Genomic DNA, 20,455 nt, shown 5'->3' with positions numbered 1-20,455 from the left:
TTACGCCTCGTCCTCGTCCGCGGCGATGATGGCCTTGGCCAGCTTGCGCAGGTGCTTGAGCTGCTTATTGGTGGATACGTCGAGCGCGTCATCCTCGGCGTTGGCGACGAGCTCCGCCAAGTCCTTGTGGGTCTTGGTGCCCTTCTTGGTGCACGCCACGATTTGGCGCCGACGGTCCTTGGGATCGCGCTCGCGCTTGGCCCAGCCGCGGTCCTCGAGGGCATCAATAAGCCGCACCATATCGGAGGCATCGATGGCCAAGGTCTCAGACAGGAAGGACTGGGAGGCGGCATCCGCCTCCACGAGGCAGGTAAGCACCCAGAACTCGCGGATGGTCGTCTGCTTGGTCTGCAGGGCGGCCTCGACGCCATCGCGGGTGCGGCGGCGCAGGCGCTCTAGCTGGAAGGACGGGGATTCGAGCAGGGAGGTGGGTATGCCGGAATTATTAGTGGAAGACATACCATCATCATAATCTTAAAAGATGGGTAAAGGCCAATTAATCGCGGATAACGGGCAGGCCATCCGCCTCCCACTGGCTGGTACCGCCCTCGACATTAATAACGTCCCAGCCCAGGGCGTGTTCCAGGTACTGGCAGACCTGCGCGCTGCGCCCGCCCGAGTGGCAGATTACATAAATATCGCGGTCCGGGTCTATTTCCTGGATGCGACCCGTTATCTCACTCATGGGAATATGGGTGGCACCCTGCGCGTGCACGGTGGCCCATTCGTCGTTTTCGCGCACATCGATAAGCTGCGCGCCTGCGGGAACTTCGGTTGGCTGTACGTTTTGCATACCCCGCAGTCTACGTGCCGCGCGCTAGCTGCCGTAGGTGGCCGCGGACAGGTACTGCAAGATCGCCTTCACGCGGCGGTTATCCTCGCTGGGGTCCAGGCGCAGCTTGGTAAAGATATTGGACACGTGCTTGGCCACCGCAGCATTCGAGAGCACCAGCTCGGCGGCGATGTCCTTATTCGACTTCCCGTGCGACATCAGCTCTAAGACCTCGCGCTCGCGCGGGCTGAGCTCGCCCAACCCGCTGCGCCCAGAGCGCATCAGTGCCTGCGCCACCGTCGGATCGATGACCGTGCCGCCCTGAGCCACCACCTCCAGGCTGGCCAGGAAATCGCGCACCTCCGAAACGCGATCCTTGAGCAAATACCCAGTGCCCGCATCCGGGGAATCAAACAGCGCCACCGCATACGCCGGCGCCACGTACTGCGATAACACCATCACCGGCAGGCCCGGATAAGCCCGGCGCAGCGCCACCGCCGCCTTCAGCCCATCATCGCCCATCTCCGGCGGCATGCGCACATCCGTTATCACCACATCCGGCAACTGGGCACTCAGCTTGCCGATGACCCCCTCCAGCTCCACCGCCGTTCCCGCCCTGCCCACGACCTCGTGGCCGCGGCGCTCCAAGAGCCCGGCAAGGCCCTCGCGCAGGATGGCGGAGTCATCCGCAATCACAATCCTCAATCCACTCATGCTGATATTCCCGTCTGCCCGCGCTCCAAGAGGAGCGGAATCGTACAACTTACCCGCGTTGGCCCGCCGTCTGGCGAGGACAGCGACATCTTCCCGCCAAAGGCTGCGAGCCGCTCGGCCATGCCAGAAAGCCCGCGCCCTGGAACCATCCGCGCCCCGCCCGGGCCCTCATCCATGACCGAAATACGCAGCGCCGCATCCGAGGTGATAAGCACCGAAACCGGCGCGCCGGGCGCGTGCTTCGCGGCGTTGGTCAGCGCTTCGGTGCCAAAGAAATAACCGCAGGCCAGCACGCTGGCGGAAAGCCGCGGCAACGGGTGTGGGGCGTAGACGCTGACGTGGGGGCCGTGGGCGGAGGCGGCATCGGCAAGCGCGGCCACCAAACCGTGATCCTGGAGGACCTGCGGGTGAATGCCGTGCACCGTCGCGCGCAGCGAACGCAGGCCGCGGTCCACGTCCCGCTTCGCGGCCTCCAGCAGCTCGGCCTCGGCGCCGGTGGCATCCAGCAGGGCCTCGCCCAGCTTCATGCTTGCCGCCACCAAATATTGTTGCGCGCCATCGTGCAGATCGCGCTCGATGCGGGCGCGCTCTACCTCGTAGGCATCCGCAATCGCGCGGCGCGAGGCCGTCAGCTCCGCGATGACCCGCGCCTGCCGCTCCTCATTGCTGGTGGCCTGCTTCTTGCTGAAAAACACACCCCCAAGCCTAATCGCGCGCGCCCCAGGCAGGGGTAAAGCTAGCACTACCCGGAAAGTATCCTTAGCGCTGTAGGAATAGCGCGCCCGGCACGGTGAAATGAACAGCATGACACAGACACTTTCCCTCCACGACATCACGAAGGACTTCGGCGGCGGCCCCGTGCTGGCCGGCATCACCCTGGACATCACCCCAGGCGAGCTTGTCGCCATCATGGGGCCCTCCGGTTCCGGCAAATCCACGCTGCTGCACTGCATGTCCGGCGTGCTCACGCCCACTGATGGCAGCGTCCACTTCGGTGACGAAGACATCTCCACGCTTTCCGATGCCGCCCGCTCCCGCACCCGCCTCCGCCACTTCGGCTTCGTCTTCCAAGACGGCCAGCTTTTGCCGGAACTGACCAACCTGGACAATGTGGCGCTGCCCGCGATGCTCAACGGGCTGGGCCGGCGCGCGGCCCGTTCGAAGGCGCTGTCACTGCTCGACCAGCTGGGGCTCGGCGATCTCGCGGAGCGCCGCCCCGCCCAAGTCTCCGGCGGCCAAGCCCAGCGCGTGACCATCGCCCGCGCCCTCGTGGCCAACCCCGGCGTCGTCTTTGCCGATGAACCCACCGGTGCCCTCGACCAGGCAACCGGCCACGAGGTCATGCAGATGCTGACCACCACCGTGCGCCAATCCGGCGCCAGCCTGGTCATGGTCACCCATGACCCCAAGGTGGCGGACTGGATGCAGCGCCGCGTGGAAATCCGCGACGGCATCATTCACGATGACCGCCGCCTGGGGGTGCAGCCATGAACACCGCGACCCTAGTCCTCAGCCTCCAACGCGAATCCGTCCGCGCCCGCTCCGGTGCGGGCATTGTCAGCGTGCTGGCCATCGTGAGCCTGACGCTGGGTTCTGCCATCGCCTTCCTCGTCGCCGGCGGCACCTGGATGTTCTGGCAGCGCGTTCATCACCCAGAAGACGCCGTGCCCACCCTGCGCGCCGCCGCCGGCGAAAACCCGGAAAACTACTTCATGCCCTGGTTCGTCCTCGCGCTCATGGCCTGCGCGTTTATCGTTCCCGCACTCTTCAACCTGACCGCGCAGGCCGCCGTCCTCGGCGCCTCCGGCCGGGAACAGCGTCTGTCCACCCTCCGCCTTCTGGGCCTAAGCTCCCACCAAGTTGAGCGCATGGCCGCCGTCGAGACCGGCATCCAAGCCCTCATCGGCATCGTGCTGGGCTGGCTCATCAGCGTGCTCATCGCCCCCGTCTTCACGCACGTGAAATTCCAGGACCGCCCCGTCGCCTTCGAGGAAATCACCCTGCCCTGGTGGGGATACCTCGCGGTGGCCGCAGTCCTCTTCCTCCTCGCCCTCGCCGCGGCCCTTGCTGGCATGTGGCGCGTGCGCGTCAGCCCCCTCGGCGTGGCTAAACGCCAGATGCCCGCCGCTTTCCGATGGTGGCGCCTCATCGCCTTCCTCCTCATCGTCATCGTCGGCGGTGTCCTGCTCAAAGGCCAATCCGGTACCCCCGAAATCTCCATGGCCGTCCCGCTCTTCGCGGTGATCATGAGCATCAACCTGGTCGCGCCCTACCTCCTGCAACTCGGCGCGCGCCTTTTGGCTTTGCTCCCCGGCACCGCGCACCTCGTAGCCTGCCAGCGCGTGGGCGCCAACGCCCGCCGCGCCTGGCGGCAAAGCGCGGCCATCGGCTTCTTCGGCTTCCTCGCCGGCTTCCTGATGGGCTCGCCCAATGGCACCGATGCCCTCGCCACCGCTCTGAAAGAAGAACAAGAAACGGGCATCGTGTTCCGAGACGTCTCCACCGGGGTCGTCCTGACCTTGCTCTTCGGCTTCGCGCTGACCAGCATGTCCATCTTCCTCGGCCAAGTATCGTCCGCCTTCGAGGACAAGGAACTCATCCGCTCCCTCGACCTGATGGGCGTGCCGCGCCGCTTCCAATTCCGCACGAACACCCTCGCCGTGATGGGACCCATCGTCGCGCTCAGTATCTTCGGTTTCCTCTTCGGTGCCGGCATCGCCGGCACAATGTTCTTGAGCATCGTCTGGGACGAAGGCGTCGACCTCGCCGAACGGCTCCTCATTTCCTTCAGCTTCCTCGCCGTGGGCTGGGCGGTGACTTTCCTCGCCATCGCGCTCGTCGAGCCCCTGCGCGGTCACGTTCTCCGCAGCGGTCGCCGCAAGGAATAGCCGGTTTCCTCGGGCGCGCCGGGCTGTGGTTCTGGGGCTTTGGCCTTGGCCCTGGCCCGGCTGGGCCTATGCCCGGCCTTGCGCTGGTCAGCTGTTGCGCCAGCCTTGCTTCAGCGCCGCGCGCTTTCATGCCGCCACAAGCGGTGCCACTGCCACGGCGGCCGCGCAAAGGGGCGCTTATTCTTTGCCGTAGCCATTACCTGCTGCACCACGAAATCTGGGTAGTGGTCAATCGTCGTCGCGGTGAAGTGGAGGGGCTTCCAGCCGCGATGGACGGCATCGTTAAGCTTGTGCCGGTCCAACTCAAACTGGCGGCGATTTTCGCCCCGGTGGTAGGCGTAGCCATCGACCTCGATGGCGATTTTGTGTTCCTTAATCACCAGATCCCAGTGGTAGGGGCCTATTTTTATATTGTTCTGCACCGTGAAATGCGGAGCGAGGGCGCGCGTTAACTGGCGCTCTGGCACGCTATCCGTGCCGATGATCGCCCTGTCCAACGCACGCTTTACCGGCCGCGGAAACCGCTGGTAGTCCAGCTTATTCAGCTCCAGCCGTTGGAGTCCGTCCTTGCCGGAGTAAAAGTCCTCGAGAAAGGCGACCGCATCATCCTCCGGCATCGCCTCGACCGCCTGCAGTGGATTGCACACGGTGACGCCGTCCCAGGTCAACGCGCCCTTCGGCCTGGCGCGGCGGGAGGTGAAATACTTACTCGACGGCAGCGATGAGCTGCGCAGGAACTCCAACGGAAAGCGCAGCGGCTTTTCGACGTGCTTGAGCGCCGCCGAGTAGCCGTCGAGCGCGCAATCCGGCCATTGCTCACTCATGATGCGCGCGAGCTGGTTCGGCGTCGGCTCCTCTGACAGGCAGAAGCCGTTCGCGATCCGGATGGCGCCGTGGCGTACCGCTTGCTGAGCGGCACTTTTCCCCCGAAAAATTTCCATTCGTATCCCTCGATCCCCCGAAACGAAGGTTGTGTGGCGCGGTTGGGCGCTTGTTTGATGCGGTTTGATGCGTTCTTGATGCGATCTTGATGCGATCTTGATGCGTTTTAACAAATAGCGGCCTCAAACCCCGCGGTTTCCGCGGCCTATTTGTCAAAACGCATCAGCTGGGCCTCAAAACAGACTTCACGGCCCTAAAACGCCGAGCTCGGCCCCGCAAAAGCGCGGGCCGAGCCCGAAGCCCCCGAAGCCCCCGCAAACCCCGCGACCTACTTCAGGCGAGCCTTGGCCTCTTCCAGAATCTTCTCAGCCTCGGCCTTTTCGCCCCAGCCGGAACCGGAAACTTCCTTGTTGGGCTCGAGGTCCTTGTAGTGCACGAAGAAGTGCTCGATTTCGTCCTTGATGTGCTGTTCCACATCGTCGATGTCCTGGTAGCGCTCCCAGCGCGGGTCATCGATGACGGCGAGCAGCTTGTCGTCGCCGCCGGCCTCGTCGGTCATCTTGAACACGCCGACGATGCGGGCTTCAACGATGACGCCGGGGAAAACGGGCTCGGGGAGGATGACGAGGGCGTCGAGGGGGTCGCCGTCTTCGCCAAGCGTGTGGTCGATGAAGCCGTAGTCGGCGGGGTAGGCCATTGGGGTGAACAGGTAGCGGTCCAGGTAGACCTTGCCGGACTCGTGGTCCACCTCGTACTTATTGCGGGAGCCCTTTGGGATTTCAATGGTTACTTCAACGCTCACAGCGATGTCCTCCATGTGGGATTGGGTGTTAATTACCGTCAATAGTCTAGCGCGTCGCCCATCCGCGCTAGGGTTGGTGGCGATGAAAGCTAAGAAGGTTTGGTGGTCAGTAACCGCGCTGGTGGTCACGGCGGCGGTCGGGGGCACGGCTGCGCTGGGGGTTACCATCCAGCGCGAGTACGGCGATCTTTCGCATGGCGAGGCCGAAACGGTCCAGGCCCCGGAAAATCCCCTGCAGCCGGCTAAGGCGCAGGACGTGGATTTTGCGGCGCTCAGCGCGAAGCTGGATGAGCTGGGCAAGAGCGAGGATTTGGCTAACTTTGGCGGGCAGGTCATCGATAGTGAGACCGGCACGGTGGTGTGGGAGCGCGCTGCAGATAAGGCGCTGACCCCGGCTTCCTCGACGAAGGTGCTGACCACCGCCGCGGCAACGCTGGCCCTGGATGAGTCCAAGCGGATTACCACCAAGGTCTACCGCGGCAAGGACCCGAACAACGTGGTGATCAAGGCGGCTGGCGATGTCTGGATGACCAACGAGCAGCTCGATGACCTCGCGGACCAGATTAAAAAGACCGGCACCCAGGCGGCGGGCGTGTACATCGATACCTCCGCGTGGGCGGGCGAGCCGCAGGCGCCGGGCTGGGATCCGGAGAACGTGGATGAGGGTTTCGTCGCGCCCATGGAGCCGGCCATGCTCTACGGCGGGCGGATCGGCGCTACGGAGGGCGATGTCCCGCGCAGCCACACCCCGGCCCTCGACGTCGCGGGCGAGCTGGCCAAGCGCCTGGGCACGGATAAATTCGCCCCCGGCACGGTGACGGAAGGCGCGGAGGAGCTGGCCAGCGTCGAGTCGGCGCCCCTCAGCGAGCGTGCGCTGGAGATGGTGCGGCATTCCGATAACGTCATGGCGGAGGCAATTGCCCGCGAGCTTGCCGATGCCCGCGGCAAACAGCCCAGCTTCCAGTCCGACACCCAAGCCACGCTGGAGGTGCTGCGCGAGCATGGGTTCGATGTGAGCGGCGTAGATATCAAGGACAACTCGGGCCTTTCGGTAGATAATCGGTTGAGCGCGAGCGTGCTGGCGGAGATTGTCAACGGCGCGGTCGAAGAACCGCAGCTGCGCCCCTTGACGGCGTATTTGCCGGTCGCAGGTGGCGACGGCACGCTGCACGAGCGCTATGGGGAATCTGCGGCGCGCGGGTTTGTCCGGGCGAAGACCGGCACGTTGACGGGAGTATCCGCACTGGCGGGCACCGCGCAAGGCCAATCCGGGCGCGTGTATTCCTTTGCGTTCTTGGTCAATGATGGCGAGATTATGGCGGCGCGCGCGGCCCAAGATGACCTCGCCGCGGCGCTGCACGAGTTTTAAATGAGCCCACAGCCTGGAGTTATGCCGTTTTGGCCGCGGGTTTCGCCGCATTTTTTGGCCTGTCGTCGAGCGGTCCGCGCGGCACAGTTGGACCATACCGTGGCGGTGGGGCTATCCGGCGGCGCAGATTCTTTGGCACTGTGCGCGGCGATGCTCGCTGAGCGTCATGACGTGATCGCGCTGTGCGTCGACCACGGATTGCAAGATGGTTCGCGTGAGCAGGCTGAAAGGGCCGCTCGGCAAGCAGAGAGCTTGGGCGCGCGGGCACGGGTGCTCGAAGTGCAAGTGCCGGAGGAAGCGGGGAATTCGCTGGAAGCGGCGGCTCGGCAAGCGCGCTACCAAGCGATGTCCGCAGCCGCGCGCGAAGACGGAGCTTCGCGCAGAGGAGGAGGGCCGCTGGAGATTGCCGTGGCGCATACGGCCGATGACCAGGCGGAAACGCTTCTCCTTGGTGCCCTGCGCGGCCGAGTGGCCGGCATGCCGGAGCGAGCAGTGGTGGAAGGCGCGCGGGTGGTGCGGCCATTTCTGCAGGTACGCCGTGCCGATACGGAGGGCGCGTGCGCGGAGCTGGGGTTAGAGGCGTGGCAGGACCCGCAAAATGCGGATACGGATTTTCGGCGGGTGGCGCTGCGCCGGGGGATCATCCCGGAGCTGTCGCGGGTCATCGGCGGTGATGCGGTACCGGCGCTGGCGCAGGCGGCGATGGATACCGCGCGCGATGAAGAATACCTCGCCACGCCGGCCACCGCGGACTGCGCGGAATTGGCCGCGCTGCCGGAGCCGCGACGCCGGCGCGCTATTGCGGCCTGGCTCATCGAGCGGGGAGTGAAGGTGACGAGGGAGGGGATTGGGGGCATCGGCAAGCTGTGTACCAACTGGCACGGACAAGGGCCGGTGGCTGTGAGTTCGGCGCGGCAGGCGGGGCAGAGGTTGGAAGTAGCACGTATAGGTGGCAAACTGGCACTATTGTCTGGTCATTAAAGGAGCGCACACGTGCACGACAAGAAAGACTTCGCCGTCCCCGCAAACCGCTACGGAGACGATGTAGAAGCAATCCTCATCACGGAAGAGGAAATTAAAGACCGCGTCCAGCAGCTGGCGGATGCGGTATCTGAGAAATATGCCGACGCCGAGCAAGACCTGCTTTTGGTCTGCGTATTAAAGGGTGCGGCCTTTTTCCTGACGGACTTCGCGCGCAAGCTATCCATTCCCTCGGAGCTGGAGTTTATGGCCGTCTCCTCGTATGGCGCCTCCACGTCTTCTTCTGGGGTGGTGCGCATCTTGAAGGACTTGGACCGCGATATTGCCGGGCGCGATGTGGTCATTGTGGAAGACATCATCGACTCGGGCCTGACGCTATCCTGGCTCATTCGCAACCTGCGGGGGCGCAACCCGAAGTCGCTCAACGTGGTGACCTTGTTGCGCAAGCCGGAAGTGGTAAAGGCGCAGATCGATCTGCTCGATGTGGGCTTTGATATCCCCAATGAATTCGTCATTGGCTATGGCCTTGACTACGCGGAACGCTACCGCGACCTGCCCTTTGTGGGCACCCTTCACCCTGATGTCTATACCACCAACTAAAATCGCGCAGTAATGAAAAACAATAAACTCCTTCGCTACGGCGGCATTGCGGCGCTGATCCTCGTAGCGCTGTACGCCTTTACGTTCTTTAGCAACGAGACCCGCGGATACGTGGACGCGGATACCTCCGTGGCCTTAAAACAGCTGCAGGATAAAAACGTTGACGAGGTAGAAATTGATGACCGCGAGCAGCGCCTGCGCATCAAGCTCAAGGATGAAATCACGGTAGAAGAGCGCGAGGGCGTAGAAGAGATCGTGTCTCAGTACCCCGCACGCGCCTCCGAGCAGGTCTTTGATGCGGTCAAGGATTCGGGTGCGGAGAAGTACGAGACCAACGTCACCCAGGAATCCTTCTTGGGCTCTATGCTCAGCTTCCTGCTGCCGATGATCATCCTCTTCGGCCTGCTGTTCTGGCTCATGTCCCGCATGCAGCAGGGTGCTGGCGGCATGTTCGGCATCGGCGGCTCCAAGGCCAAGGAGCTGACCAAGGATATGCCGACCAATACCTTCGAGGATGTTGCCGGCGCCGATGAGGCCGTGGATGAGCTGCAGGAAATCAAGGACTTCCTGGAGGATCCGACGCGCTACCATGACTTGGGCGCGAAGATTCCGCGTGGCGTGCTGCTTTATGGCCCTCCGGGTACCGGTAAGACCCTGTTGGCCCGCGCCGTTGCGGGCGAGGCCGGCGTGCCGTTTTATTCCATCTCCGGTTCGGACTTCGTGGAGATGTTCGTCGGTGTGGGTGCCTCCCGCGTGCGTGACCTGTTCAAGCAGGCCAAGGAGCACAGCCCGTGCATCATCTTCGTGGACGAGATCGACGCCGTGGGCCGCCAGCGCGGTTCCGGTACCGGCGGCGGGCACGATGAGCGCGAGCAGACCCTGAACCAGCTGCTGGTGGAGATGGACGGCTTCGGCGACCGCGAGGGCGTGATCCTCATCGCGGCCACCAACCGTCCCGATATTTTGGACCCCGCATTGCTGCGCCCGGGCCGTTTCGACCGCCAGATTCCGGTCACCAACCCGGATCTGGCCGGCCGCGAGCAGATCCTGCGCGTGCACGCCAAGGACAAGCCCTTGGCAGAAGAGGTCGATGTGGCGCAGCTGGCCAAGCGCACCGCCGGCATGTCCGGTGCGGACCTTGCCAATGTGCTTAACGAGGCCGCGCTTCTCACTGCCCGCATCGGCGGCAACGTCATTACTTACGATGCGCTGGAAGAGGCCACCGACCGCGTGGTGGGCGGGCCACGACGCCAGGGCAAGATCATCTCCGAGCACGAGAAGAAGGTCACCGCCTACCACGAGGGCGGCCACACCTTGTCCGCGTGGGCACTCAAGGACATCGAGCGCGTGTACAAGGTCACCATCTTGGCCCGCGGTCGCACCGGTGGTCACGCCATGACCTCGCAGGAAGACGACAAGGGCATGTACACCCGCGATGAGCTGTTTTCCCGCTTGGTCTTTGCCATGGGTGGCCGCGCCGCCGAGGAATTGGTCTTCGGTGCGCCCACCACGGGCGCGTCCTCCGATATTGAGAACGCCACCAAGATCGCCCGCGCGATGCTGACCGAATACGGCTTTTCGCCCGACCTGGGCACCGTCAAGTACGGCCAGGAGCAGGGCGATCCGTTCAGCCACATGAGCGGGGGCGGCGGCTCCATCGATTACTCGGATGACGTTGCCGCCAAGATCGACGAGCAGATGCGCTACCTCCTCGAGCGCGCGCACGAGCAGGCCTACGACATCCTGCGCACCAACCGCGAGTTCCTGGACAAGCTGGCCGAGGCCCTCCTTGAGAAGGAGACCCTGCGCCGGCCGGATCTGGAGAGCATCTTCGACGGCATCGTCCCGCGCGATGCCTACGATGTCTTCCCCGGCGAAGACGATCGCTTCCCGCGCCAGATTGGTTACGCGCCGGTCAAGACCCCGGTCGAGCTGGCCAAGGAGCGCGGCGAGGAACTTCCCAAACGCATGACGCTTCTCGATGCCTCCCGGGCCGCCCGCGAGCGCCGCCTCGCCGGCGAAGAGCTCAAGGGCGAAGTTGGCTTTAACTTTGGCCAGCACGCCGGCGATTACGTGAACCCCGAAACCGTGCGCGAGCTGCACGGCGGCGGCAGCGATTCCGAGTACCGCAGCGGCCACGGCACCGGTAGCGATGGCCGCGGCGCGGACCGCGAGAATCGGAGCGATCACGCCGACCGGAACGACCGCGAGAACCACGGCGACCACGACCGCGCCGACCACAACGACCGCGGGGACCGCGACGGTGGGGAAGGGCGAGCGGATTCGGCATCGGAAAGCAGGGGCAAGCACCACAAGCCAGAGGGAGAAACCAGCCAATGGTTCACCCCAGGCTGGAATGAGTCTTCCCGCCGCGATAATCCCTACGCGCGCGATGCGGAAAAGCCGCGCGATGATAAAGAGTAAGAAGTACGTGCATGTCTGAAAATCACACTGATTCCCAGCCGGTGCCCGCCCGAGCATCGTATGACCAGGAGCGGGCGGAGGCGGCCGTTCGCGAGCTGCTCCTTGCCGTGGGCGAGGATCCTGACCGCGAAGGACTGCGCGAGACCCCGGCACGCGTGGCCCGGGCCTACCGCGAGGTCTTCGCCGGCCTGCATGAGGATCCGACGGAGGTGCTGCACAAGACCTTCGCGGAGGACCACCAGGAACTGGTCTTGGTGCGCGATATTCCTATCTATTCCACCTGCGAGCACCACCTCGTGCCGTTTTATGGGGTGGCGCATATTGGCTATATCCCCGGCAAGGACGGGCACGTGACCGGGCTGAGCAAGCTGGCGCGCCTGGCGGATATGTACGCCAAGCGCCCGCAGGTTCAAGAGCGCCTGACCCAGCAGATTGCCGATGCCCTCGTTAATGTCCTCGAGGCCCAATCCGTCATCGTGGTCATCGAGTGCGAGCACCTGTGCATGGCCATGCGGGGCATCCGCAAGCCGGGCGCGACCACAACGACCTCCGCGGTGCGCGGCGGGTTCAAAAATAACGCTGCCTCGCGCGCGGAAGTGCTCAGCTTCATCCGTACGTAGCGCGTACGCAGTCGAGTTTGTCGAGCGAAAAGGAGAACGCAGTGCACCCGGCTTCCTCAGTTGGAGAATTGACCATCGCGAAGCGCACGCTCGTCATGGGCATCGTGAATGTTACGAAGGATTCCTTTTCCGATGGCGGGCGGTGGCTCGACTTTGACGCCGCCACCACTCATGCCCGTGAGCTGGTGGAACAGGGCGCGGACATGATCGATGTGGGCGGCGAATCCACCCGCCCGGGTGCGGTGCGCGTGGAGGCGCAGGAAGAGGCCGACCGCGTGGTCCCGGTCATCCAGGCGCTGCACGAGCAGGGCATTCGCACCTCGGTGGATACGATGCGCGCCTCGGTTGCCACCGCTGCGGCCGCGGCCGGGGTGGACATGATTAATGATGTCTCCGGCGGCCTCGCTGACCCCGAAATGTATGCCGCCATGGCCGATGCCGGCGTGCCGGTCTGCCTCATGCACTGGCGCACGCTGCAGGAAGGCGCGTTCGGATCCGCGGCAGGCACGGCGGATCACGGCGGCGATGTGGTCCGCGACGTGCACGAGACCCTCACCCGCCTGAGCCAAAATGCCCTGGATGCGGGCGTGAAAAAGGACAATATCGTGCTGGACCCGGGCCTCGGCTTTGCCAAGAGCCCGCAGGATAACTGGGCGCTGCTTAAGGCCCTGCCCGAGTTCCTGGACGGCGAGTTCCCTATCCTGGTGGGCGCCTCGCGCAAGCGCTTCCTCGCCGCCATCCGGGAAGACCGCGGGGTAGAGGCCAGCCCGCTGCTTGCTGATCCCGCCACCGCCGCCGTGACCGCCATCTCCGCCCAGATGGGCGCGTGGGGCGTGCGCGTGCACGAGGTGGGCGTATCCCGCGATGCCGTCGACGTGGCCGCCGCGTGGAACGCCGGCAACTCCTATGTCGGCGGCGCCAATGCCACCGGCAGCTACCGCAATGCCGCCACCGGCGCGGGCACAGTGACCTCCACCGCGATGGGTACGGAAAGGAATTAACCATGGCAGATCGCATCGAATTAACCGGCCTGGAATGCTTTGGCTACCACGGCGTCTTTGAGGAGGAAAAGCGCACCGGCCAGCCCTTTATCGTCGATATCACCTGCTGGTCCGAGTTCGCCGAGGCCGCAGCTCACGATGATCTGACCAAGACCATCAATTACGCAGAGCTTGCCGATGTCGCCGCCAGCATCGTCGAAGGCCCCTCCCGCGACCTCATCGAGACCGTCGCCAGCGAGGTGGCCGATACCATCATGGATTCCTTCGCCGACCTCCATGCCGTGGAAGTGACCGTGCACAAACCCAAGGCGCCCATCCCGCGCACTTTTGCCGATGTCGCCGTCGTCGCCCGCCGCTCCCGCAAACACGCGCGCCTTGGCACGAACCCCGGGAGTAAGTAATGCGCGCGGTACTATCCATCGGCTCCAATATGGATGACCGCGTGGAGCTTTTGCGCACGGTATTTACGGAGTTCCGCGAGGACATCGTGGCGGCCTCGCCCGTTTATTCAACCCCGCCATGGGGAGTAACGGACCAGGATGAATTCTTGAATGCGGTGCTTATCGTGGATGTCCAGGAAAGCCCGCTGGAGCTCTTGCGCCGCGGCCAGAAGCTGGAAGAAGCGGCAGAGCGCGTGCGCGTGCGCCACTGGGGTCCGCGCACCCTGGACGTGGACATCGTCGATATTGAAGGATATAGCTCCGCCGATGCGGAACTTACCGTCCCACACCCCTATGCCCACGAGCGCGCATTCGTGCTTATCCCCTGGTTAGCCGCCGATGGCGCTGCTAAGTTGAAGGGAAAGGATGTCTCCGCGCTGGTTGCCGCGTTGGACCCGCAGGAAACCGCCGATATCCACCGCTTGGGTCTGATGGAGGAGCTATGAAACGAACCTCGCTCGGTGCGCTTATCGGCGTTGGGGTATTCATGGCCGCCGCGGCCGCCATCCTCACTACGCGCTTTTATGGCTCGATGATGGCCATCCCGGTTACGGTCTCTGCCACGCTATGGCTCATGGTGGTGGTGTGCCTGGGGCTTACCTGGAAGGTGGATAAGGCCACCGATGAGGATCACGGCATCGGGTTGGATAATTCGCAGCTTAATCCCATGACCATCGCGCAGTTTATGCTGGTGGGCAAGGCATCGGCGTGGACGGGTGCGATCGTCGGCGGGCTCTATGCCGGAGTGGCCGTGTACGTGATCCCGAATGCGGGCACCCTTGTCGCCGCTTCCGATGATCTGGTGGGAGTGCTCGCTTCTGCTATCGGCGGCGTCGCCATGTCCGCGGCTGGCCTGCGATTGGAGCGACACTGCGAGACCCCGCCGCCACCAGACGGGCTTCAAGCGGTACATTAGGGAGCATGACTCAGCCGCGCTCTTCTTCCAAAAACTCGTCGTCCTCGCCGGATTTGGGACAAATTGGGATTATCGCCCTCGTCATCTTGGCCGTCATCGCCAGCATCGTCATGCTCATTTCCGGCTCGGCAGCGGCGCTCAAGATTGCGCTCATCGCCGCCCTCTGGGCCGCGGTAGTGGGCTTTTTCTTGGTGATGCGCTACCGCCGCCAGGCAGAGGAATCCGTGACCAAGCTGGAGCTGCAGGAGCGCGCCCACCGCGCGGAGCTCAAGCAGGCCCGCGCGGCCGAGGGCAAGGAGCTGCCGGACCAGCAGATCCTCGATGAGATCCGCGCCGAGCTCGCCTCTATCCGCAAGCAGATCGAGGATTTGTCCGGCCACGAGTTCACCTACGAGCCCGCCGCGCTGCACGCTGAGGCGCGCCGCATCATGGAGCTGGAGGCACAGACCGCCGCGGCATCCCATCACCGGGAAGAAGAGATCGATTTCGAGCAGGCTTCTACCGGCGCGCCTTCTGCCGATGCCATCGCCGGCCGCCTGGGCAATCAGCCAACTAGTGCGCACGCGGACTCCAACCCGCTCAATGACATCATCAGCGAAAACACCCGCGCCCAGCGCAGCACCGGCCGGACCGCCGAGCCGCTTGCCGATGCCCCCAAGCCCGCCGCGTCCAGCGAGGCCGCGGGTGCGAAGGAACCGAAGGACGTTTCCTTCGATACCGGCAGCTTCCAGGCCGTGCGCTGGGATTCAGGCGGAGACTCCGATATCAAGCGCCACGGCTCCCAGCACGCGGGTACCGATAGCGCGGCACACTCTGGTTCCCGCGGCAGCCACCGCAAGCCGGAAGATGACACCGCAGCTGAGCCCGCTTCCGATGCGGTGACCCAGAATATCCCGCAGCAGGCAACCGGCAAGGACGCGCGCGAGGAATACAAGGGCTCGGGCCACCACGTGGCGGCCGAGCAGAAGCAAACGGCATCGCGCCGCCAGCAGCAGACCCGTGGCCGCCGCCGCAGCGACGAGCAGCGCGATGGTTCCGTGTCCGTTTCGGAGCTGTTGGCACAGATGAAGAAGGATAAATAAATGCGTCCACCGCGCATGCGTGTTGCCCTTTTCGGACGCAGCCTCGCCGGGATCTCCCTGGCCAATGCCATGGAGCGTGCCGGCCACACCGTGGAGATGCTCAATGATCCGGCCGAACTTGGCTCCTTCCAGGCGCTGATTCTGGCCGTGGGTGAGGCACGGCTGGACGCTGCCGTCGAGCTAGTCCAGGACCACGTGCACAAGGGGCTCATCGCTTTCCACACCTGCCTATCGCGGGGCGTGCAAGGCCTCGATCCGCTGGAGACACACGGTTGCATCGTGGCGGCCATAGCACCCATGGCGGGCGGGCGCTGGGCCGTATCCACGCTGGATGAGCTGGGCGAAAACATCGCTGACTTCGTAGTGACCGAATTCCGGGGGCAGGCAGTGCCTCTTTCCGATGCCGAACGTCCCGCCTTTGCCGCCCGCTCCTACTACATAGAAATGCTCAGCCGCTTGCACCTAGCAGCGGCCGTAGAAGCCAATTTCTTTGCCGAGTTTGATGAGATCCCACCGTCTGAATTCGACATCGATACAGAGGACATCATCGCGGCCTATCGCGGCGCCACGGATCCCGGAATGCGCCGCCACTATTTAGAAACCGCTCGGCGATTGGGTGAAGTAGAAGATCGCACCGAATTAGAAATGTGGGCCCTGCAGGAGGAATCGCGATGAGCTTGAAGATGGGACAAGCCACCATCATCAGCGAGGTCGACCGCATCCGCATGGTGGGAAGCGCCCTGCGCAAGACCGGTCGCCCCGTAGCCTTCGTGCCGCTGACCACCGGCGTGCATGCCGGGCACATCGCCCTGGTGCGCGCGGCCCGCCGCATCCGCGGCGCGGTGACCGTCGTGGCCCTCCAAGCGCCCCGCGCCGAAGATATAGAACTCCTGCGCGCCGAGGGCGTGGACGTCATCTGGGATTACACTCCCGAAAAACTTTGGCCGCATGGCCGCCGAATTACTATCTCGGCTCGCAGCGTCGCGGACGCACACGACGCCGCGAACTCCGCCGCTGCCGAGCTGACGCCGGACACTGAATCCGCGTCCGCAGGCTTAGAGCCCGATCTATCAAGCGAGCTCACGCTATACCTCACGCTGATGATGGCACTATCGCCTACCGATGTCCTCATCGGGGAGAAAGACTACGAGCTGCTCTTAGGCATTCACTACGCGGTGCAGGACCTGCACCTTGGGGTTCGCGTGCAGGGCGTTCCCGCCGTGCGCATGCCCGATGGCGTGGTGATGAGCCTGCGCAATACCCGCGTGCCCGAAGATAAGCGCGAGGACGTAGCCGCCCTGTCCGCCGCGCTTACCGCTGGTGCACATGCCGCAGAGGCGGGAGCGGACAAGGTCCGCGAGGTTGCCGCAGGTGTCCTAGAAGCCGCCGGAGTAGAACCGGAATACCTAGAAGTACGAGGCCGCGATTTAGGCGCGCCGCCTGCCGAGGGTGATGCCCGCCTGCTCGTTGCGGCCACCATTGGCGGAGTTAGATTAATTGACAACGTTGGCCTGCCGCTGGGGATTGGATTCACTAATATTGAAGAGCACGAGGCTAAGGCCGAGCTCGAGCGCGAAAAGCAGCGCGAACAAAACCAATCCCCGGAGGACTAATGACCGAAATTCACATCCGCGACCTTGACCCGCGCGATGAACCCAAGGCGATTGAGTTTGCCATCGAAGGCATGCACCTGCATTGGTTTGTGAAAAATCCCCGTTTCGAGCGCGCCTATGGCCGCTACTTTTGGGATTTAGAGCGCGCCCAAGCCACCGATATCTTGGCCGCCTACGCCGATGATGGGCGTTTCCTCGGCGTGATTTTGGCATCGATTAAAGGCGAACCAGCGCTGCCGTATCCATGGTGGCGCAAGGCCTATGTCAAGGCCGTAGATCTCTTCAATAGCCTGCGCCCTGGCGGCCACCGCGAGGACTACGATGCCGCGAACGAGGATATGTTGGTCAGCTACCTGGCCGAAAACACCGTGGACGGTGAAATCGGCTTCCTCGTCGCGGACCCAAACTCGGGTGTAAAGGGCGTGGGCACCGCGCTCCTTGAGGCCTTTGAGGAGCGCCACCCCGGCAAGGATATTTATCTCTACACCGACGATGGCTGCACCTATCAGTTCTACGATTCCCGCGGTTTTGAGCGGGTGGGGGAGAAGGAAATCTCCATCGATGAGGACCGCGACCTTACCTGCATGCTGTACGTGCGCCACGTGGCGTGATGGGGATCACGCCACGATCCAAGCGGAAGCATCACGCCGCTTTGAACAGCTTTAACGCGCCAGCGCACCCATCGGATCCCACGCCGGCAGGGTGGTGATTTCGGCGGACTTGAGCGCCTCTTGGTATTGCTCAGGCAGGCGGGACGGGTGGACGGCGATTTCGAAGACGTACTCGTCAAACCAGTCATCGGCCATGGTCCAAAAGCCCTTATCGCCCTTCTCGGTGCCCCAGGAATTCTCCACGCGCCAGCGGGTGACGTCGCCGCCCTCGGCGATATCCGCGCCGGTAAAGACCATCGCGTGCGTCATCAGGGACTCGTGGAGGCGGAGGCGGTCCGGCTTCTCGATGCCCATTTCCACCCCATACAGCCCCTCATAATCGTGCAGGCGCTTGGCCCAGACGCCGCTATCGGCATCGGATTGCTGGCCGGTATCGCAGCCGAACCAGACGGGCTGGCCATCCTCGATGGCAGAGCGAGTGGCATCGCGCAATACCTCGACCGGGGCGTTGAGGTAGGTGACCTTTTCGCCGGCGACGTTGCCCAGGTAGTCCACGGTGTAGAGCTCGCCGTAGTTATTGCGCGGGTCATTGACCACGCAGACGTACTCGCCCAGATCCTTCGGGAGGTATTCGCGGGCGAAGTCCTGCGGGGTAAAAGTGCCCTCGCGGTGGAAGTTATCGTCCTTATCGCGGTACTGCCACTGGAACTCTGTGGGTGGGAGGCCGAGGTTGGCGGTGAGGATGCGGTAGACATCGGCAAGCGCGTGCTCCTGTGCGCCTGACTTGCCCGCGCGGATCTGGTGGGCGGCGCGGCGCAGGACGGTCTGCAGGTTGCGGTTGAGCATGGCGCTGGCCTCAGAGGAAGCGGTCTCGGGCATGGCGTATTTGGGCACCACGCCGTACTTTTCCACCAGCGAGACGAACATGGACCACTGGCCGCCATCGCCGATGGGGTCATCCATGAGCTTGGTCAAGGTGCGGTCCGTAATTTCGCGGTCCTTGAGCTCGTCTACCGCAGTGAGGAACCAATTGGCTTTTTCCAGCTTGTCGTAGAAGTACAGGTAGGTCTGCGAAAGCTCGAAATCCTTGGTATTGGTGCGGTCCATGATGCCGCCGCGCAGGGAATTCAGGCCCGCAAAAATCCAGCAGCGGCCAGAAGCCTTCTGGTTGGCCGCGCCCCACTTATCGAGCTTGTGGCTGGTCGCCGTGGTGAGCTCGCGCACGAGATCGCGGTCGACGCTGAGCTTATCGATGCCCTCCTGCGCCACCGCATTCCGCGCCGCCCTGATGGCCGGCTCGCTGGTGAGGGTGGCGTTGGTGGTGTGAACTTCCTGTGGATTGATCTCATTCATTTCTCGATGCTCCTTAGTTCATCCGGTCCCAGAAGGGAAGCTCGATGGGCTCGGTCTCTAGCGCTTGTTGCTGCGCGGAAGTGAGGAATTCCTTGCGCACGACGATGTGGAAGACGTTTTCGCCGAACCATTCATCCGACATCGTGGCAAAGCCCTTGCCGGGTACCTCATCGGCGTCGTCCTTGCGCGGCGGCTTGGTGCCCCAGGAGTTCTCCACGCGCCATGCCCGGGGTGCACCATCGATACCGGTCAGCGCCATCGCGTGGGTGGGCGCAGATTCGCCGGAGGTAAAGCGCTCTTCCTTGCTCATGGTGGAATCGATGCCGTAGAGGCCATCGGTATTAACGAGCCCTTCGTCCCACACGGCGTTCTGGAACGAGAATTGACGGGAGACATCGCAGCTAAACCACACCGGTTCGCCGGCCTCGATGCTGGCGCGCGCGGCGGCGCGCAGCTCGTCCACATCGACATTGAGGTAACCGGCGGCCTTTCCACCGGCGACATTGTTTTCGCCGGCGCTGGTGAACAGGCGGTGCTTGTCGTTGGTGGTACGGGGGTCATCGGCAAGCACGACGTACTCGTCCAATTTCGGCAGGTACTTATCCGCAAATTCGCGCGGGGTGGAATGCACGCGGAAGAATTGATCGTCTTTGGTGCGGTAGCTCCAAGTAAATTCCTTGGGCGGGGTGCCCAGATGAATGGCGAGCACGCGTTGGATATCGGTGCGGGCCTGCTTGATGATGTCCCCGCGGTTTTCCTCACCTTCCACCGCACGGTGCGCGGCGCGGCGGATGATGGTTGCGATATCGCGGTTCATCTGCGCGGTGTGGCCGGACGAGTGCACCTCAGGCATGACCTCGGCCGGTACGGCACCGTACTTGTCCACGAGGTTGGTGAAAAATGACCACCAGCCGCCGTCGTCGCCTGTGAGCTCGAGGGAAGTAGCCACGTCGCGGTCATCCCAGTCGGTGCCGTCTTCGGTGAGATCCAGCAGTTGGTTGAGCGCGAAGTTGGCGCGCTCTAGTTTGTCGAAGTACTGCAGGTAGGTAAAGGAAAACTCAAAGTCATCGATATTGAGCTCCTTGGCCGCGCGGTGGCGGAACACGTTGAGCGCGGCAAACATCCAGCAGCGCCCGGAGCGCATCTGGTCGGTAACCCCGAGGCTATCGAGTTTTACCTCGGTGGTGGGGTAGAGGGCGGTAATGCGGTCACGGTCGAGGGCCGCCTTGGCCACCCCTACGCTGGTAATGGCATTGCGCGCGACGCGCAGCTGGGAGTCCGCTGCGGCCTCCTCGCGCAATTGGGACAGGAAGTCATTGGTGAGCAAAGTCATATTCTCTGTTTTAGCAGATTGCGATCTCACTCGGGGCCGCTGGGTACTGGATGG

The 20,455-nt window shown here is 63.6% G+C and carries 23 protein-coding genes; 15 read left to right on the top strand and 8 right to left on the bottom strand.

From position 1 onward, the window contains the following. The 4 genes from HMPREF1261_RS00585 to HMPREF1261_RS00570 are packed head-to-tail and all read right to left on the bottom strand — an operon-like array spanning position 1 to position 2,292. Entirely contained in the window at positions 1–459 is a 459-nt protein-coding gene (locus tag HMPREF1261_RS00585; RefSeq protein WP_005284892.1) for a MarR family winged helix-turn-helix transcriptional regulator, read from the bottom strand. 37 nt (positions 460–496) lie between these two features. Beyond that, positions 497–793 (bottom strand): rhodanese-like domain-containing protein, encoded by a 297-nt coding sequence (locus HMPREF1261_RS00580; protein ID WP_023029590.1) that lies wholly within the window; start codon positions 791–793, stop codon positions 497–499. Positions 794–817: 24 nt separating this feature from the next. Continuing rightward, positions 818–1,486, bottom strand: a complete 669-nt coding sequence (locus tag HMPREF1261_RS00575; RefSeq protein WP_023029589.1) for a response regulator transcription factor — start codon at positions 1,484–1,486, stop codon at positions 818–820. Next, complete coding sequence (locus HMPREF1261_RS00570) at positions 1,483–2,292, bottom strand: sensor histidine kinase (protein WP_232207956.1); 810 nt, start codon at positions 2,290–2,292, stop codon at positions 1,483–1,485. The genes HMPREF1261_RS00575 and HMPREF1261_RS00570 overlap by 4 nt, the downstream gene beginning before the upstream one ends. Between HMPREF1261_RS00570 and HMPREF1261_RS00565 the strand changes: the two genes are divergently transcribed. Together HMPREF1261_RS00565 and HMPREF1261_RS00560 are read left to right on the top strand one after the other, a co-directional pair. Then, entirely contained in the window at positions 2,291–2,977 is a 687-nt protein-coding gene (locus tag HMPREF1261_RS00565) for an ABC transporter ATP-binding protein (protein WP_034657794.1), read from the top strand. The two genes, HMPREF1261_RS00570 and HMPREF1261_RS00565, sit on opposite strands and share 2 nt — an antisense overlap. After that, positions 2,974–4,374 (top strand): FtsX-like permease family protein, encoded by a 1,401-nt coding sequence (locus tag HMPREF1261_RS00560; RefSeq protein ID WP_023029587.1) that lies wholly within the window; start codon positions 2,974–2,976, stop codon positions 4,372–4,374. Before HMPREF1261_RS00565 ends, HMPREF1261_RS00560 begins: the two co-directional genes overlap by 4 nt. A 110-nt stretch (positions 4,375–4,484) precedes the next feature. On the opposite strand, the gene HMPREF1261_RS00555 is transcribed toward HMPREF1261_RS00560, so the two are convergent. After that, positions 4,485–5,315 carry an endonuclease domain-containing protein gene (locus HMPREF1261_RS00555; protein WP_023029586.1) on the bottom strand — a complete coding sequence of 277 codons (831 nt, stop codon included), beginning with the start codon at positions 5,313–5,315 and terminating at the stop codon, positions 4,485–4,487. Between the two features lie 269 nt (positions 5,316–5,584). After that, the gene (locus tag HMPREF1261_RS00550; protein WP_023029585.1) at positions 5,585–6,058 is read right to left on the bottom strand and encodes an inorganic diphosphatase; all 474 of its coding nucleotides are present in this window, start codon (positions 6,056–6,058) and stop codon (positions 5,585–5,587) included. 82 nt (positions 6,059–6,140) lie between these two features. On the opposite strand from HMPREF1261_RS00550, the gene dacB reads away from it, so the two are divergent. Genes dacB through HMPREF1261_RS00485 form a run of 13 tightly spaced genes read left to right on the top strand, consistent with a single transcriptional unit; the run spans position 6,141 to position 17,715 of the window. After that, the gene (gene dacB / locus HMPREF1261_RS00545; RefSeq protein WP_034657793.1) at positions 6,141–7,427 is read left to right on the top strand and encodes a D-alanyl-D-alanine carboxypeptidase/D-alanyl-D-alanine-endopeptidase; all 1,287 of its coding nucleotides are present in this window, start codon (positions 6,141–6,143) and stop codon (positions 7,425–7,427) included. Further along, entirely contained in the window at positions 7,428–8,408 is a 981-nt protein-coding gene (gene tilS, locus HMPREF1261_RS00540; RefSeq protein ID WP_034657792.1) for a tRNA lysidine(34) synthetase TilS, read from the top strand. It abuts the gene before it with no gap. A 12-nt stretch (positions 8,409–8,420) separates the two neighbouring features. After that, positions 8,421–9,008, top strand: coding sequence for a hypoxanthine phosphoribosyltransferase (gene hpt, locus HMPREF1261_RS00535; RefSeq protein ID WP_005279498.1), 588 nt, complete (start codon positions 8,421–8,423; stop codon positions 9,006–9,008). Positions 9,009–9,020: 12 nt separating this feature from the next. Then, positions 9,021–11,432 (top strand): ATP-dependent zinc metalloprotease FtsH, encoded by a 2,412-nt coding sequence (gene ftsH, locus HMPREF1261_RS00530; protein WP_023029582.1) that lies wholly within the window; start codon positions 9,021–9,023, stop codon positions 11,430–11,432. Between the two features lie 11 nt (positions 11,433–11,443). Then, on the top strand, positions 11,444–12,052 hold the full coding sequence (gene folE / locus HMPREF1261_RS00525) for a GTP cyclohydrolase I FolE (RefSeq protein WP_023029581.1): 609 nt from the start codon (positions 11,444–11,446) through the stop codon (positions 12,050–12,052). Positions 12,053–12,093: 41 nt separating this feature from the next. Next, positions 12,094–13,053, top strand: a complete 960-nt coding sequence (folP, locus tag HMPREF1261_RS00520; protein ID WP_023029580.1) for a dihydropteroate synthase — start codon at positions 12,094–12,096, stop codon at positions 13,051–13,053. A 2-nt stretch (positions 13,054–13,055) separates the two neighbouring features. Next, positions 13,056–13,454 (top strand): dihydroneopterin aldolase, encoded by a 399-nt coding sequence (gene folB / locus HMPREF1261_RS00515; RefSeq protein ID WP_005284850.1) that lies wholly within the window; start codon positions 13,056–13,058, stop codon positions 13,452–13,454. Further along, the gene (gene folK, locus HMPREF1261_RS00510; RefSeq protein ID WP_023029579.1) at positions 13,454–13,939 is read left to right on the top strand and encodes a 2-amino-4-hydroxy-6-hydroxymethyldihydropteridine diphosphokinase; all 486 of its coding nucleotides are present in this window, start codon (positions 13,454–13,456) and stop codon (positions 13,937–13,939) included. The genes folB and folK overlap by 1 nt, the downstream gene beginning before the upstream one ends. Then, a complete protein-coding gene (locus HMPREF1261_RS00505; RefSeq protein ID WP_005284844.1) occupies positions 13,936–14,409 on the top strand; it encodes a DUF3180 domain-containing protein in 474 nt (157 codons plus the stop codon). Before folK ends, HMPREF1261_RS00505 begins: the two co-directional genes overlap by 4 nt. A 5-nt stretch (positions 14,410–14,414) precedes the next feature. Then, positions 14,415–15,491 carry a DUF6779 domain-containing protein gene (locus HMPREF1261_RS00500; RefSeq protein WP_023029578.1) on the top strand — a complete coding sequence of 359 codons (1,077 nt, stop codon included), beginning with the start codon at positions 14,415–14,417 and terminating at the stop codon, positions 15,489–15,491. Further along, positions 15,492–16,166, top strand: coding sequence for a hypothetical protein (locus tag HMPREF1261_RS00495; protein ID WP_023017987.1), 675 nt, complete (start codon positions 15,492–15,494; stop codon positions 16,164–16,166). It begins immediately after the preceding gene. After that, positions 16,163–17,104, top strand: a complete 942-nt coding sequence (locus HMPREF1261_RS00490; RefSeq protein ID WP_023029577.1) for a pantoate--beta-alanine ligase — start codon at positions 16,163–16,165, stop codon at positions 17,102–17,104. Before HMPREF1261_RS00495 ends, HMPREF1261_RS00490 begins: the two co-directional genes overlap by 4 nt. After that, positions 17,104–17,715 carry a GNAT family N-acetyltransferase gene (locus HMPREF1261_RS00485; RefSeq protein ID WP_005284832.1) on the top strand — a complete coding sequence of 204 codons (612 nt, stop codon included), beginning with the start codon at positions 17,104–17,106 and terminating at the stop codon, positions 17,713–17,715. Before HMPREF1261_RS00490 ends, HMPREF1261_RS00485 begins: the two co-directional genes overlap by 1 nt. 51 nt (positions 17,716–17,766) lie before the next feature. On the opposite strand, the gene HMPREF1261_RS00480 is transcribed toward HMPREF1261_RS00485, so the two are convergent. Beyond that, positions 17,767–19,068: an aminopeptidase C gene (locus tag HMPREF1261_RS00480; RefSeq protein WP_023029576.1), complete on the bottom strand. Its 1,302-nt coding sequence runs from the start codon at positions 19,066–19,068 to the stop codon at positions 17,767–17,769. Positions 19,069–19,081: 13 nt separating this feature from the next. Then, positions 19,082–20,401 (bottom strand): aminopeptidase C, encoded by a 1,320-nt coding sequence (locus HMPREF1261_RS00475; protein ID WP_023029575.1) that lies wholly within the window; start codon positions 20,399–20,401, stop codon positions 19,082–19,084. Positions 20,402–20,455: the final 54 nt, after the last annotated feature.

Origin of the sequence: Corynebacterium sp. KPL1818, from assembly GCF_000478135.1 — a bacterium.
Lineage (GTDB): Bacteria > Actinomycetota > Actinomycetes > Mycobacteriales > Mycobacteriaceae > Corynebacterium > Corynebacterium accolens.
This window is presented reverse-complemented; position numbering and strand designations above follow the sequence as displayed.